16 protein-coding genes are annotated in these 13,950 nt (G+C 44.4%); 11 read left to right on the top strand and 5 right to left on the bottom strand.

What is annotated here, in order from left to right; all coding sequences use genetic code 11:
- Positions 1–5 precede the first annotated feature (5 nt).
- The 3 genes from xylA to BC643_RS21360 form a co-directional block, all read right to left on the bottom strand.
- Entirely contained in the window at positions 6–1,322 is a 1,317-nt protein-coding gene (gene xylA, locus BC643_RS21370) for a xylose isomerase (RefSeq protein WP_120275331.1), read from the bottom strand.
- 57 nt (positions 1,323–1,379) lie between these two features.
- Positions 1,380–2,864, bottom strand: coding sequence for a xylulokinase (locus tag BC643_RS21365; protein ID WP_120275330.1), 1,485 nt, complete (start codon positions 2,862–2,864; stop codon positions 1,380–1,382).
- 120 nt (positions 2,865–2,984) lie between these two features.
- On the bottom strand, positions 2,985–3,980 hold the full coding sequence (locus tag BC643_RS21360; RefSeq protein ID WP_120275329.1) for a GntR family transcriptional regulator: 996 nt from the start codon (positions 3,978–3,980) through the stop codon (positions 2,985–2,987).
- A gap of 100 nt (positions 3,981–4,080) precedes the next feature.
- Between BC643_RS21360 and BC643_RS21355 the strand changes: the two genes are divergently transcribed.
- Positions 4,081–4,650, top strand: coding sequence for a nitroreductase family protein (locus BC643_RS21355; RefSeq protein WP_120275328.1), 570 nt, complete (start codon positions 4,081–4,083; stop codon positions 4,648–4,650).
- Positions 4,651–4,696: 46 nt separating this feature from the next.
- Here the strand turns inward: BC643_RS21355 and BC643_RS21350 are convergent, their stop codons facing one another.
- Entirely contained in the window at positions 4,697–5,608 is a 912-nt protein-coding gene (locus BC643_RS21350) for a proline dehydrogenase family protein (protein ID WP_120275327.1), read from the bottom strand.
- A gap of 301 nt (positions 5,609–5,909) precedes the next feature.
- On the opposite strand from BC643_RS21350, the gene BC643_RS21345 reads away from it, so the two are divergent.
- From BC643_RS21345 to BC643_RS21310, 8 genes are all read left to right on the top strand, one after another.
- Positions 5,910–6,506, top strand: coding sequence for an OmpH family outer membrane protein (locus BC643_RS21345; RefSeq protein WP_120275326.1), 597 nt, complete (start codon positions 5,910–5,912; stop codon positions 6,504–6,506).
- A 186-nt stretch (positions 6,507–6,692) separates the two neighbouring features.
- Positions 6,693–7,025, top strand: a complete 333-nt coding sequence (locus BC643_RS21340; protein ID WP_120275325.1) for a potassium channel family protein — start codon at positions 6,693–6,695, stop codon at positions 7,023–7,025.
- A gap of 295 nt (positions 7,026–7,320) precedes the next feature.
- Entirely contained in the window at positions 7,321–7,617 is a 297-nt protein-coding gene (locus tag BC643_RS21335) for a Bor family protein (RefSeq protein WP_317127740.1), read from the top strand.
- Positions 7,618–7,826: 209 nt separating this feature from the next.
- The gene (locus tag BC643_RS21330) at positions 7,827–8,024 is read left to right on the top strand and encodes a hypothetical protein (RefSeq protein WP_120275324.1); all 198 of its coding nucleotides are present in this window, start codon (positions 7,827–7,829) and stop codon (positions 8,022–8,024) included.
- Between the two features lie 87 nt (positions 8,025–8,111).
- The gene (locus tag BC643_RS21325; RefSeq protein WP_120275323.1) at positions 8,112–9,047 is read left to right on the top strand and encodes a helix-turn-helix domain-containing protein; all 936 of its coding nucleotides are present in this window, start codon (positions 8,112–8,114) and stop codon (positions 9,045–9,047) included.
- A 143-nt stretch (positions 9,048–9,190) separates the two neighbouring features.
- On the top strand, positions 9,191–9,958 hold the full coding sequence (locus tag BC643_RS21320) for an SDR family NAD(P)-dependent oxidoreductase (RefSeq protein ID WP_120275322.1): 768 nt from the start codon (positions 9,191–9,193) through the stop codon (positions 9,956–9,958).
- 405 nt (positions 9,959–10,363) lie between these two features.
- Complete coding sequence (locus BC643_RS21315) at positions 10,364–10,687, top strand: hypothetical protein (protein ID WP_120275321.1); 324 nt, start codon at positions 10,364–10,366, stop codon at positions 10,685–10,687.
- A 696-nt stretch (positions 10,688–11,383) separates the two neighbouring features.
- Positions 11,384–12,193, top strand: coding sequence for a hypothetical protein (locus BC643_RS21310; protein ID WP_120275320.1), 810 nt, complete (start codon positions 11,384–11,386; stop codon positions 12,191–12,193).
- On the opposite strand, the gene BC643_RS23695 is transcribed toward BC643_RS21310, so the two are convergent.
- Entirely contained in the window at positions 12,183–12,317 is a 135-nt protein-coding gene (locus BC643_RS23695; RefSeq protein ID WP_262697266.1) for a hypothetical protein, read from the bottom strand. The two genes, BC643_RS21310 and BC643_RS23695, sit on opposite strands and share 11 nt — an antisense overlap.
- Positions 12,318–12,918: 601 nt before the next feature.
- Between BC643_RS23695 and BC643_RS21300 the strand changes: the two genes are divergently transcribed.
- Positions 12,919–13,362 (top strand): putative signal transducing protein, encoded by a 444-nt coding sequence (locus tag BC643_RS21300; protein WP_120275318.1) that lies wholly within the window; start codon positions 12,919–12,921, stop codon positions 13,360–13,362.
- 368 nt (positions 13,363–13,730) lie between these two features.
- Complete coding sequence (locus BC643_RS23445) at positions 13,731–13,889, top strand: hypothetical protein (RefSeq protein WP_170154652.1); 159 nt, start codon at positions 13,731–13,733, stop codon at positions 13,887–13,889.
- Positions 13,890–13,950 lie beyond the last annotated feature (61 nt).

The raw sequence follows: 13,950 nt of genomic DNA, 5'->3' as shown, positions 1-13,950 counted from the left end.
TTGGCTTAAATGTACATGTTTACAATTGCTTCGTACAATTCTTGCTTGCCGCTGATTTGTTTTGGCTCGCCATTCGCTTTAGCGTATTCGTAAACTTGTTCGAAAGTCAATTTTCCTTCTTCAAACTCTTTCCCTTTGCCTGAATCGTATGATGCATAGCGGTCGGCAAGCATTTTTTCGTATGGAGAATCTTCCAAAATAGCTGCTGCAGTTTCCAGTGCGCGAGCCATAATGTCCATTGCTCCGATGTGCGCGATGAATAAATCATCCAGGTCAGTTGAGTTACGACGGATTTTAGCGTCGAAGTTGGTACCGCCACCTTGCATACCGCCGCCTTTCAATACAACCATCATCGCCTGCGTCAATTCGTACAGGTCAACAGGGAACTGGTCAGTATCCCAGCCGTTTTGCACATCACCGCGGTTAGCGTCGATTGCACCCAACATACCGGCGTCAACAGCACATTGCAATTCGTGTTCGAAAGTGTGACCAGCCAAAGTAGCGTGGTTTACTTCAATGTTCAATTTGAAATCTTTTTCCAAACCGAATTCTTTCAGGAAGCCAATCACTGTTTCTGAATCCACATCGTATTGGTGTTTCATTGGCTCCATTGGTTTTGGCTCAATCAGGAAAGTTCCGGTGAAACCTTTTGAACGACCATAGTCGCGAGCCATTTTCAACATGGTTCCCAGGTGTTGCTTTTCACGTTTCATGTTGGTGTTCAACAATGACATGTAACCTTCACGTCCTCCCCAGAAAACGTATGCTTTACCACCCAAAGCGATAGTTGCGTCGATTGAGTTTTTGATTTGAAGCATGGCACGGGCAGCAGTATCAAAGTCAGGGTTTGTGCTGGCTCCGTTCATATAGCGAGCTGCTGAGAATACGTTTGCAGTACCCCACATCAATTTGATGCCGGTTTCAGCTTGCTTTTGCTTGGCGTATTCAACAATCGCTTTCAGGTTCGCTTCGTATTCTTCGATGCTTTTACCTTCGTTTACCAAGTCGATATCGTGGAAGCAATAGTATTCGATACCCATTTTTTGCATGAATTCGAAACCTGCGTCCATTTTGTTTTTTGCAGCTTCTACAGCGTCTTTTGCGCCAACCCATGGGTGGTCTTGTGTTTTTCCACCAAATGGATCGTCACCATCGGCACACAAGGTATGCCACCAAGCCATTGAGAATTTAAACCATTCGGCCATTGTTTTTCCATAAACTACTTTTTCAGGATCGTAGTAACGGAATGCCATTGGGTTTTTACTTTCTTTTCCTTCAAATTTGATTTTTTCCACTGATGGGAAATAAACAGTTGTGCTCATCTTATTCTTGATATTAAATTGTTTATGTTGAAACGGATTTTAATGAAGCTGCTTCGTTTAAATGAATTTCTCCAGCATACTTTTCCAGTTGCCGTAAGCAGCTTCGTATTCCGCCTTTTTGTTTAAATCTGGTTCGATGGTTTCGAGTTTGGTTAAGTTTGAAAAGGCTTCGGCCGGCGACTTGTAATAGCCGGAACCGATTCCTGCACCACGGGCAGCACCCACTGATCCGTCGGTGTTATACAATTCGATGGTTGCTCCGGATACGCCTGCCAGGGTTTCGCGGAAAATCGGGCTCAGGAACATGTTCGCTTTTCCGGCACGAATCACTTTGGCGTCGATACCGATGCTTTCCATGATCTCCATCCCGTACTTGAACGAGAAGACGATGCCTTCCTGCGCAGCACGGAACAGGTGCGCATTGGAGTGGATATTGAAATTGATACCCGACATGATTGACCCGAGGTTTTTATTTTCGAGAACGCGCTCAGCTCCGTTGCCGAAAGGCAAAATGCTGATGCCGTCGGAGCCAATGGCTACTTTCGATGCCGCTTCGTTCATCCCTTCGTAAGAGATATTGCCGCCACCGACTTGCTTGTTCAACCACGAGTTCAGGATACCTGTGCCGTTGATGCAAAGCAGTACGCCCAAACGGTTGGCCTCAGCGCTGTGGTTTACGTGGGCAAAGGTGTTCACCCGTGATTTCGGATCGTATTTTACTTCGTCGCTCACCCCGTAAACAACGCCTGATGTTCCGGCAGTTGTGGCGATTTCGCCCGGGTTAAGCACGTTTAATGATAAGGCATTGTTGGGTTGGTCGCCGGCGCGGTAGCTGATTTTGATGCCAGGTGCCAGCCCCAGTTCTTTTGCTGCTGCTTCGTTGACCACGCTTTGAACCGAGAATGTTGGTACAATCTCGGGAATAAAACTTTCCTCGAAACCGTAGTAGTCGATCAGCATTTTAGCAACCGAGTTTTCTTTGAAGTTCCAAAGAATACCTTCCGACAGGTTGCCGGCAGTTGTTTTGATTTCGCCACTCAGTTTCATGGCGATGTAGTCGCCCGGCAGCATAATTTTATCAATCTTAGCGTACAATTCCGGTTCGTTATCTTTCACCCATTTCAACTTCGAAGCGGTGAAGTTACCCGGTGAGTTCAGCAGGCTCTCCAAACATTTTTGCTCGCCAATCTCCTTCATGGCTTTATCGCCGATGGCCGCAGCACGGCTGTCGCACCAAATAATGGATGGGCGCAAAACGTTTTGGTCTTTATCCACAACAACCAATCCGTGCATCTGGTACGAGATACCGATTGAGTCAATTGCTGTCGGATCAACCTTCGATTTATCCATGATCTCAGCAACCGCCAGTTTCAGGTTCGCCCACCATTGGTCGGGCTCCTGTTCTGCCCATCCCGGCTGGATGGCGGTCATCTTCATCTCTTGTTTAGGGTAAAAAGCTGAGGCCAGACACTCTCCGGAATCCCCGTTTATGATGGAGGCTTTCACCGAAGAACTGCCAATATCGAATCCTAGTAGGTACATGTTTAAGTTGTATTAGTGGTTAAAAGTGTTCTTGTCCGTTCTGTTCTGATGTGTTCTGCAAATTTAGATGGTCGGTTGACGATTTCAAAGCTGAATTTTTGTGTTGTAGAGCACAAATGTCTACATGGAAGCCCGAACCTTTAAGTGAGTGTCTATTTTTAAATGGATTGATTCTCCGCTTGTTACGATTTCTGCTGCTTTTTTGCCCATGAGTTCGAAGTCGGTGGAGATGACGCTGATGCCGTCCTTGACGTATTTCTTCATCGGTGTCTCGTTATACGAAATTACCCCCGCATCCTGCCCGATTATCAGGTTGCGATCAGCACACTGATCGAGGAAACGCGATAGGGTTCGGTCGCTGACCATGAGGTATAAATCGCCCGCCTTCACATCGAGCTTTTTCGAGTTTTTCAATATTTCATACGGAATGAAATTGTCTTTGCAGAATTTCTCGAAATAAACGATGGACTCGACCGGGTGGTAGGTAAATTCCGGATAGAGATAGACAAAGCGCCTGTATTTTTTGATCAAATCAAGGCCACTACACAGCGCATCGTACAAGCTCTGGCCAAAATCCTGGTATATGGTCGAGGCCTCCGGAACAGTGTGTACCTCCCAGTCGATTACCAACAGTTTCGATGGCGGGATCTGCTTGATGATCTCCGGCACGCGTTCGTGATCAAAATTCATCACAATATATTTGGTATACCGGCCAATGTTTTCGGTGATAATCTTCTCGAAGATGTCGATGTTGTAATGATGGAAGTGCAGATCGACTGAAAAGTTTTCGGGCAGATTATCCAGGAACGAACCGTACAGCACTTCTTTGTAAGCTTTAAATGTGTCGAGAAACAAAAACACCTTGGTGGTCGCTTTGGCAATAAAATAGCCTTTGTTGGGTACCGATTCCACAATCCCGCGGTTTTTTAATTCGGCATAGGCTTTAAAAACCGTGTCGCGCGAGAGTGAACTTTCTTTTACCAGCTGATTAACCGAAGGTAGAATATCGCCAATTTGCAGGCGGTTTTCACTGATAGCGTCAATGACAGAGTCAACCAGTTGCTGAAATTTGAGTTGGCTTGAAAGCGGATCGATCTGGAATTTGAATTTGCTCATAAGTTGTTAGGTGTTCTGTTCTGTTATGCAAACATACAAAAGTTCGTTGAAACCATTTATTTCAAACAAATGCTTTTTGTAATATTGAAAGAAAAACCACATGCTTAGAGATTTGATTCTTCGTAACCGCAGCTACCGCCGCTTTGATGAAAGTGCCCGGATTACAGCAGACCAATTGACCGATTGGATTGAGCTGGCTCGCTTTTCAGCCAGCGGACGAAATGCCCAGCCGTTGAAATATATTCCATTGTTTCAACAGGAAGATTGCGATCGTTTATTCCCGCATTTAGGGTGGGCCGGTTATTTGAAAGATTGGAAAGGCCCTGAATCGGGTGAGCGCCCTTCAGCTTATATTATAATAGTAAACGACACGGAAATTGCAACCAACTATTTTTGCGACGATGGTATTGCAGCCCAGAGTATTTTGCTGGGTGCTGTTGAGGCTGGTTATGGCGGATGTATGATTGCTTCGGTGAATAAAAAAGCGGTACAACAGGAGTTCCGGATTCCGGAACGGTACCAATTATTGATGGTGATTGCTTTGGGCAAACCGGTAGAGGAAGTGGTGCTGGAAGAGATGAAAGACGGTGATTTTAAGTACTGGCGCGACGAAGAGGGTGTTCACCACGTGCCAAAGCGCAGTTTGGACGAATTGATCTTAAAACTTTAAAAAGGGTAGGAGAGAAACCAACTTCTCTCCATTACCCTATTCTAAATTAACCCCTAAAAAACAATGCTTTTATAATATGGCTGGCCATTTTCGGATTTTCTTTCAGGCGACGGGTGGAGTAACCGAACCATTCTTTTCCGAATGGAACGTAAACCCGCATTTTGTGGCCGCGGTCAACGATTGATTTGCGCAGTTCCGGTGTAACGCCATACAACATCTGGAACTCGTACATATCCTTTGGAATGCTGTAGCGATCAATCAGCTCCATGGCTCCCTCGACCAGGTATTTATCGTGGGTGGCAATTCCCACATACATATTGTGCTTAAACATGTACTCCAAATCCTCGAGGTAGTGGTCGCGAACCGATTGGTATTCTTTGTAGGCGATCTGCGCCGGTTCAACATAAATACCCTTGCATAAACGGAAGTTCAGCGGATGACCGTTTGATGGCATTTGTGCCATTTGTCCCAGGTCATTCAGCGTGCGGCGGAGGTAAGCTTGCATCACCAGGCCAACGTGGCCGGAGAATTCTTTCTTCAGTCGCTGGAATATGTCGATCTCCGGATCAACGCATTGCGAATCTTCCATATCGATGCGAACAAAGCTGTTGCAAGCGGCGGCTTTTTGCACGATTTCGCGAACATGACGGTAACAAACTTCCGTGTCGAGCAACAAACCAAACATCGATGGTTTCAGCGAGAAATTACCTTTTATGTTTTCGGCGCAAAAGCGTTCGATAATGTCCAGGTATTGGTTTTTATTTTCTTCCGCCTGTTCCAGCTTGGTTATAAACTCACCCAGCAGGTCAATGGTTACCATGACGCCTTCTGCGTTCAGTTGGCGGGCAACCGAAATACCATCATCCATGGTTTCACCTGCGATATAGCGCTTCGAAAATTGCCAGATCAATTTCTCGGGCATGTACGGAAGCACGTGGGCAATTAGTTTGTTTATCATCTTCGTTTATCTTGTAAATCGGTTTTTGGTTTATCTAACTCACCTGATAAAAATACGATCACGAAAGGCCTTTCTTCAATGATGTTTATCAGCCGATTGTTATGATTTTTCGCAGGTTTCAAAAACGAAGATGTTATTTAACTTCTACCGAAAAAATATTCAGCTATTGGACGTTTTCCTAATTTTAAATTTTTATTTTTGGCTCCGATTAATCGACTAAGAAAAAAGAATGAAAATTGTGGAGAGAGGGATGTGCTGAAATTTACACGCCTGATTTCCTGTGAAAAACAAACAAATACGCATGAAAAATTCTTCATTGATCTTAAACATCGTTTTAGTAGTTGCAGTTATCGTTATTTATGTGTTGCATTTTACATCAGGTAAAAGCGCTGCCTCCGGTGATGTTTTGGTAGAAGGTCCGGCTCAGTTGACCGATCTTAAAATCGCCTATGTAAAAGTTGACTCCCTGATTGTGAATTACGATTTGGCTCAGCAATTACACGATGAGTTCACCAAAAACCAGGAAGCTTACACAAAAGAATATGCAACTCGCCGTTCAAAATTTGAAGAGCAAGCCGCTGCTTTCCAGGAAAAACTGCAACGTGGTGGATTTTTGACTGAAGAACGTGCCGTACAGGAACGCGATCGCTTGGTTAACGAAGAACAGGAAATTTTGAAACTGGATCAGGAATTGTCGTCAAAATTGGCTGAAATGCAAAATGCCAACAACCAACAATTGGTTGACAGCTTGATGGCTTACCTGAAAGACTTCAACAAAACCAAGAAATACGCTTACATCTTCAATTCAAGCGGTATTCTGATTGGCGACGACGCTCACAACATTACCAAAGAAGTGTTGGAAGCAATGAACAAGCAATACGCCAAAGAAGCGAAATAACACGTTTACACGATAGCTTATTAAAAGATCCGGGTTTTGCCCGGATTTTTTTTGCCCCAAACTTTTGGAAATACACTTTTGGATGTCGGGGCTTGAGGTTTAGGACTTAGCGTAGTCAACAGCGATGTTCGGGCGTTAAAAAAAATCGTAAATTGAAGCTACTAACTCCCAAATCTTCTCATCCGCATGCTGTTTAATAATATCATCGCTTTTTTGAAAGTCAAAAGCTATCGCACCCTTACCATTTCCACCTTGTCGGTTCTTGGAACCGGAACTGTTTTCTACCATTTTGTAGAAGGCTGGCATTGGTTCGATTCATTCTACTTTTCCGTCATTACGCTGAGTACGGTGGGGTACGGTGATTTTTCACCCCATACGGTTTTGGGCAAAGCATTCACCATCGTTTACATTCTCACCGGCATTGGCATCCTGTTTGGCCTGGTCAATGCCTTTTACGAGCACCGCGTCAAGCAGCACCGAGACAAACAGGAAAAAAAGGAGCATGCGAAGAAACACTAGAATTTGTCTTCTCGTAAAGCCAAACAATGGTTTCAAACAGCGAAAGGTATTCGTTCATCAAATTCCTTGCAGAAATAATCCGTGGCAACATAATTTGGCGTAATTTGAATAAGGCAATCGTTCGCTGTTGAGCTTTATTTTTGGGCACGGTTTGCCTTAGCGAGTAGATTAAAGACATCTTCAAATAGATCTGCCGGATAATTGCCGGGCAGGTTGTGGAGGCCAGAAACCACCTTTTAAAACGGGGCGAATTCCGAAAAGCCAAACGAGTAGGAAAACTAATCAAACGATTACTATGAAAAAACGATTCTTGAAAGCTATGGGAGCATCATTGTTATGCGGTCTGTTATTGACTTCGTGCTACAGCTACACCAGCGTTGTTGGCGATGGAGCACAGGGAAGCAGTCAGGTAACCCAGTGGAATCACTATGTAATTTATGGTCTTGCTCCGGTTGGTGTTTCCGACAGCAAAGCAATGGCTGGCGGTGCTGAAAATTACGAGGTGTTTACTCGCCAGACCTTTGTCAACGGTCTTATTTCAGCGATTACCTTCGGGATCTACACCCCGACAACCACAACAGTAAAGAAATAAGAATAGCAATGGCTGTCCGGGAAGTTGGAGTTACGTTTCTTTGAATGTCGGCTTGTAAGCAACTCCTAATCTGTTTTACCCCTAAATCCCCTGAAGGGAATTAAGCCTCACCTTTAGGGGAGGTTTGGAGGGGTAAATTGGCAATGATGATCAACTTGCCTTTCTGATAAGACCCCGTCTTTCCGGGCAGCTTTTTTTTCAACGCAATTATGAAACGAATAGCATTGATTTTTTGCATTGTCCTCTCCCTTATCCTGTTCATCCGCATTTTTCGTATTTTGTGGTACGACTTTAGCCGCTTAACCGACTACGGTTTTGGTTATCTGGCGGGTTCTGTCATTCTATTTCTGCTGTTTGCCTCTTTCAGTTATCTGTTGGCACGAAAACCGGCTCAACGCGATAACTAAGCAGTAGTTTATCCGATTCTCGTGTGCTGAATTAGATTGCCGGATAATTTGTACCTTTGAATTTTGCAAATTGAAGGGTGCACCGATATGGATATTCGAAACACATCGCTCGACGAGTTTTACCGCGAAGCAGCCGCCTTTACCGGCCGCGACATTCAGGAATTATTGCCGTCCGGTATCAACAAGGACGTGGGGCATTTCAATGTGTTCGATGTAGCCGAAACCATCCGCTCGGTGAAGCGCCAAGCCCCAATGCCCTACAGTCGTCGTTCCTACTACAAAATCAGTTTGATTCGTGGCCGCAATCGGGCCGAATATGCCGACAAGGTGATCCAGGTTGAAAAGAACGCCCTCCTGTTCGGTACGCCCAAAGTGCCTTATCACTGGATTCCGGAAGATGAAAACCAGGCCGGTACCTTCTGTGTGTTTACCGATGCTTTCCTGGTGAAAAACAAAAGCGGGGTGATGATCGACGAGCTGCCGATTTTTAAGTCGGGCGGATACCCGGTGTTTGAGCTGAGCGATGAGGATGCCGACGAGATTGCGCTGGTTTTCCGGAAGATGAAAAAGGAAATTGCTTCGGATTACGAGTTTAAGTACGACCTGCTGCGCAACTACGTGCTCGAACTCATTCATTACGGCCAAAAGATGCAGCCCGCCGCTAGTTTGCATTCGTCTCAAAATGCGTCGCAACGCATTGTTTCTTTGTTTGTGGAGTTGCTCGAGCGGCAGTTTCCCATCGAGTCGGGCTCGCAGCGCCTTAGCCTGCGTACCGCCAAGGATTACGCCGAACGCCTGGCCATTCATGTCAATCACCTCAATAAAGTGCTGAAAGAAAGCACCGGGAAAACAACCACCGATATTATTGGCAGCCGCATTGTGCAGGAAGCCAAAATCCTGCTGAAGCAAACCGACTGGAACATCAGCGAGATTGCCTATGCCCTGGGCTTCGAAGAGGTGGCGCACTTCTCCAATTTCTTCAAACGGCAAACATCCGTGACCCCGGTCGCTTTCCGCGCTTAAAGTCGCATTGTTTGAATTTTGCAAGGAATGCTTTGTTGCTTGCAAAATTCAATCCGTTGTTTTGTCTCAACTTTGTCCTGTCGAAAACAAACAGGCGATGCTTCGTGCATCATCGAATGAAAACAGTTTAGAAACAATAAACAATGACAGAGACAAAAACAAAAATTGCCCTGGTAACCGGCGGAAGCCGCGGTTTAGGGCGCGACATGGCTATCAATTTGGCCAAAAAGGGAATCGATGTAGTGATTACTTACAACAGCAACCGCGAAAAAGCCGACGAAGTAATTGCGCAGGTTCAGGAGTTGGGACAGCAGGCAGCAGCCTTTCAGTTAAACACCTCCAAGGTGAGCGCGTTCGACGCCTTTTACCAACAATTGGCGGCATACCTAACCGAGGCCTACGGTACACCCAATTTCGATTTCCTGATCAACAATGCCGGAACAGCGCTTTATGCTCCTTTTGCCGAAACCACCGAGGAGCATTTCGATGCCGTGATGAATATTCACCTGAAGGGCGTATTCTTCTTCACCCAGAAAGCCCTGCCTTTCCTGAACGATGGTGGGCGGATCGTCAATATTTCGTCGGGGCTGGCGCGCTTTTCGTTCCCCGGTTCTTCGGCCTATGGTAGCATGAAGGGCGCTGTTGAGGTGCTGACCCGTTACCTCGCCAAAGAACTTGGTGCGCGCGGTATTGCAGCCAACACGGTGGCTCCCGGTGCCATTGAAACCGACTTTGGCGGTGGACATGTTCGCGACAACCAGGAGGTGAACAAGCAGGTGGCTGGCGCAACAGCCTTGGGACGCGTGGGCCTTCCTGCCGATATTGGTGGGGTGGTGGCTTTCCTTTGCTCCCCGGAAGGCGGCTGGATCAACGGCCAGCGCATTGAAGTGTCGGGTGGCATGATGCTGTAATCCCCGGCTTCGAAATTTAGAAGATCGGAACTGACCGGGTGGCTGTAGAGTTGCCCGGTCAGTTTGTTTTATGCTCCCAATTTAGCTCCTTCGTATGGTAAACAGGGGGGATAGACCCCTCAAAACCATTCGTTCGTGAAATTCTATTGAACAAATAATGATGTTTTGATTATCCCATGTTAACTTGCTGTCGCTAAGAAGTACAGGAATAACCGGTTGCTGAAACCGGGAAGGATTGACGGAATAACGACGAGGTAGGATTCACGAGAGATCACTGTGCCCGCGCAGCTTTTCGGAGATGGGCACAACAAGCAGGCCGCACTTACCACCGATTAAAATCAGCACACGATTTCGAGACGATTGCTAAAGCCCCAAGTGGGATTTGTTTAACTAAACTTTATAATTATGGCAAACCTCAACGAAAAAGAAAAACGCGATTTTATCAACCATGTGAAGTCCACGGTGACGGATGAAGCAGCTGCTTTAACGGCTGCCGGATTCGACCCGGCCAACCGTGTGAGCCAGCTTGGCAGTGAGTACGAAGCGGCCAATGCGGCCGAAATAGCGCAGCAAAAAGCACAGGCCGAGTCGCTGAAAGCAACCAGGCTTTCGCAGGAAACACTGAAAGTGGCCTACGACGATGCCTCGTCGCTGGTAAACCTGATTGAAGGCTTGTTGGGTAAAGACAATGAGCTGGTGCACAAATTACGCCAGTTCCGAAATAATTGATTTGGGCTCTTTTAATGAAGGTTCCGTCCTCTCCGGAGGCGGGGCCTTTTTCCTTATTTGCTCCAGAGCCGGGTTTTAGCGGTGGGGGAGAAGCTTAAAAAAGCAGGTTCGAGTCTTTCCAACCCGGGTTGGCGAGGCAAAAAAGCAGGTTCGAGACTTTCTAACCCGGGTTCGCGACCTTCTAACCCAGGTTGGGAACTCAAAAAAGTAGGTTAGCGACCTTCTAACCCGGGTTAGAGACTTAAAAAAGCAGGTTGGAGCCTCAAAAAAGTGGGTTCGAAGCTCCGTACCCCAGGTTAGCGCCTCAAAAAAGTGGGTTCGAAGCTCCGTACCCCAGGTTAGCGCCTTAAAAAAGTGGGTTAGAAGCTCTGTACCCAGGCAAATTGCTGAGAAAACAGATAAAAAGCCACCAGCAAGTGGAGTAATTATAGTCGTAAGACCAAGGCCGGAACATGGGACCGATCAGCACAGCTGTTGAGACTACCGGCCTTGTTTTTTGAAAGGGGATCAAAAGCCAATTCAGAATCACTTTAGACATAAGATTGAATAGTTTGATTATGAAAAATGATAAATTAGGGAATTAAATAGAGAGGTGTTGTTATACCCCCGATTTCGGAGGGATAACAACACCTTTTAATCGGATATAAATGAAATAACAACACTCGTGGGTGTAGTTATAGACTAGTTAGGCAAAATATGAAGAAACGACACATAAATACAATCGATGTTCTTATAGAAAGACTTTCTGAAAGTTTTGCTAAGATTAAAAACTTTAATATACTTCAAGAATCAGAGGAAGGTAGAAGACTTTTTGACTTAATTGTAAAATCGTCATCAGAGTTAGAAAATTTTCAAACTCTTTTTCTAAATTATTATATTCCAGCATCTAATAAATCAATAGTTGACAGTTGGAACCAAGTAAAAACATCAAAATATAAGCATTTAATAAATATTTCTAAAGACGAATTAAAGGATAATCTTTATGAAACAATTAGGCTTGGCTACGTAGGACTGTTTCATAAATATGAATCTTATTTAAAGAGTTTAGTTGACGCAGTAAATTTTCTGCTTAAGGAATTGAATGATGAAAATAATCTTATGAGTATTGAAGACTATTGTAAAAAAGAATTCAAAATTAATATATTCAAATCTCATCATTTATTTCCAATTACTGAACGCATAAATTACATTTCAAACTGTATTAAGCATTGGGATGGTTATCCTGTAAAAGAACCAATTATATTAGATTTTAAATATTCAGACCCTAATAAAAAGATTCAAATTGAAAGTGAGGAGTTTAAATCAGACATCGAAAGACTTAAATCTCATTGTCAATTATTATTATCTCAAATAATGATGATTGGATTTAAACAATACTTTGAACTTGATTACTTGACCATAAAAGAAAGTCTTAAACCAGAGATAAAAGAAAACGAAGAAACAAAAGAGAAAATTGAACAGGCAATGAAAAATATTGATTTTATATTATCAGACTTTAAGAAATAAATACTTTGCCTAACAATGGCTCATAGGCAATGGCGGGTGGATGCTCGTGTTCGAGCGTCGGATTCCCGCACTGACTTTCGCGTTCTGCCGAACGGAAAGTCGCACGCAATCCGCCACTGCCCATAGCCGAGACCGTTTACATTAATTATGAACAGACAGAAACTTACATATGGAATAATCGTGTTTATTGGTGTACTTTATCTTATGAAAGTACTTACCATGGTGAAATCAGAAATTGAAGCCATCAAAATAGCATATAGCTTCCCTATTAGTCATTCTGATTTTATTGCTCTATGGCACCGAGGTCTATTCATAGAAGATATTGTAACCGTAATTGGTTTAGTTGGACTTTGCTTTAGGAAAAACATTGGGTATATACTAGTGTCGATTCTACCGTATTTTTCAATTGGCCTATTCTTTCTGCTGAGAAAGCAATTTTATTATAACTGGACAATGTTGGTTTTCCCAATATTTGTAATCATTTTAATCAATACAAGCCTAACACGAAATTACTTTCATATTAAAACAGTAATTGATTGGGGGAAAAATTTATTAATCTCAGTAGTACTTGGAATTGGAACGACTGTACTCTTTCGATTTATAATAAATTAAATAACTAATGCTAACAATAAAAAAAAGCACCCGCTGGCGCGGATTTGTAATCCGTGCCGATTAAACTTAACGAGATTAAAACTCCATTTTAAACAAACGCTAAACAGAGAAAAATGGGACACCAATGGAAAACAATACTCACCTTCACTTATCCGCACGAAGCGCATATGGCGAAAGCCTACCTGGAGTCGAACGAGATCATGGTGATTGTTGTCGATGAGTTAACGGCGCAGGTCAATAGTTTTTACTCGAATGCCATTGGTGGGGTGAAGCTCCTGGTGCCGGAAGCGGAAATAGAAGCCGCAACCGAACTGCTGGAGCGCGGAGGCTACATTGTGAGCAAGGACGAAGCAAGTAAAATGGAACTCATCCGTCCGGATCGCTTAACCGATAAAACGCTTTGCCCGTATTGCCAATCGCGGAATATCGCCAAAAAGCGAGACCCAAACATCCTGGTGGTTGTGGTGTACTTCCTGCTCGGCGCCATCTTCCCCATTTTCAAAGCGGGCTACCAATGTTTCGATTGCGGAAAAGAATGGAAATATGAAAAAGGATAACCCCTGCTGCTGCGCGAATCCTTTCGCGTGGCGAACTGACCGGGTGACTCAGAGTCACCCGGTCAGTTTAGCATCTCGCTGGCGCGGATTTGTAATCCGTGCCGATTAAGACTAACCAAAAATAAAAAAAACATGAAATCGTCGATTTGGAAAGATCCATTAATTAAGGACAAGAAAGATTCGAGATTATTAATTCCCAGGCCCTACCCAAGAGATGGGTGGACACTTAATTTCGGGCAACCACTCACCTGGGTGTTTCTTGTTGCTATAGTTGGCGTAGTCATTTTTTGCATCGTGTTCAGCTAAAGGTATAATCGTGAGGTAGCACCAAACAACAACTAAATTTTAACCACCCAAAATAAACAAACATGAAATTAAACCTTAAAAAACGCGACCTGCTCTTTTTTGTGCTGGGCGCATTCGCCATTTTATTGATCGAGTTCGTTATTGACTGGGATCGCAATGTCCAGGCATTTCAAGACGGCTACAATGGTAAGCCTTTTCAATCAGAGCAAACCCAGGAATAATTAAATAATTGGCTGACGTTTCATGGATTGACCGGGTGACTCCAAGTCATCCGGTCAATCA

This window comes from Mangrovibacterium diazotrophicum (assembly GCF_003610535.1).
GTDB lineage: Bacteria > Bacteroidota > Bacteroidia > Bacteroidales > Prolixibacteraceae > Mangrovibacterium > Mangrovibacterium diazotrophicum.
The sequence above is the reverse complement of the archived record's forward strand: the minus strand, read 5'-3'. Positions and strand labels throughout refer to the sequence as shown.

What these genes read in the sequence shown, in the direction of transcription:
- BC643_RS21330 (WP_120275324.1), top strand. Translation starts at nt 7,827, where the DNA reads ATGAAACGAATAGCATTGATTTTTTGCATTGTCCTCTCCCTTATCCTG.
- BC643_RS21325 (WP_120275323.1), top strand. Translation starts at nt 8,112, where the DNA reads ATGGATATTCGAAACACATCGCTCGACGAGTTTTACCGCGAAGCAGCC.
- BC643_RS21320 (WP_120275322.1), top strand. Translation starts at nt 9,191, where the DNA reads ATGACAGAGACAAAAACAAAAATTGCCCTGGTAACCGGCGGAAGCCGC.
- BC643_RS21365 (WP_120275330.1), bottom strand. Translation starts at nt 2,864, where the DNA reads ATGTACCTACTAGGATTCGATATTGGCAGTTCTTCGGTGAAAGCCTCC.
- BC643_RS21350 (WP_120275327.1), bottom strand. Translation starts at nt 5,608, where the DNA reads ATGATAAACAAACTAATTGCCCACGTGCTTCCGTACATGCCCGAGAAA.
- BC643_RS21345 (WP_120275326.1), top strand. Translation starts at nt 5,910, where the DNA reads ATGAAAAATTCTTCATTGATCTTAAACATCGTTTTAGTAGTTGCAGTT.
- BC643_RS23695 (WP_262697266.1), bottom strand. Translation starts at nt 12,317, where the DNA reads ATGGGCAGTGGCGGATTGCGTGCGACTTTCCGTTCGGCAGAACGCGAA.
- BC643_RS21340 (WP_120275325.1), top strand. Translation starts at nt 6,693, where the DNA reads ATGCTGTTTAATAATATCATCGCTTTTTTGAAAGTCAAAAGCTATCGC.
- BC643_RS21360 (WP_120275329.1), bottom strand. Translation starts at nt 3,980, where the DNA reads ATGAGCAAATTCAAATTCCAGATCGATCCGCTTTCAAGCCAACTCAAA.
- BC643_RS23445 (WP_170154652.1), top strand. Translation starts at nt 13,731, where the DNA reads ATGAAATTAAACCTTAAAAAACGCGACCTGCTCTTTTTTGTGCTGGGC.
- BC643_RS21315 (WP_120275321.1), top strand. Translation starts at nt 10,364, where the DNA reads ATGGCAAACCTCAACGAAAAAGAAAAACGCGATTTTATCAACCATGTG.
- xylA (WP_120275331.1), bottom strand. Translation starts at nt 1,322, where the DNA reads ATGAGCACAACTGTTTATTTCCCATCAGTGGAAAAAATCAAATTTGAA.
- BC643_RS21335 (WP_317127740.1), top strand. Translation starts at nt 7,321, where the DNA reads ATGAAAAAACGATTCTTGAAAGCTATGGGAGCATCATTGTTATGCGGT.
- BC643_RS21355 (WP_120275328.1), top strand. Translation starts at nt 4,081, where the DNA reads ATGCTTAGAGATTTGATTCTTCGTAACCGCAGCTACCGCCGCTTTGAT.
- BC643_RS21300 (WP_120275318.1), top strand. Translation starts at nt 12,919, where the DNA reads ATGGGACACCAATGGAAAACAATACTCACCTTCACTTATCCGCACGAA.
- BC643_RS21310 (WP_120275320.1), top strand. Translation starts at nt 11,384, where the DNA reads ATGAAGAAACGACACATAAATACAATCGATGTTCTTATAGAAAGACTT.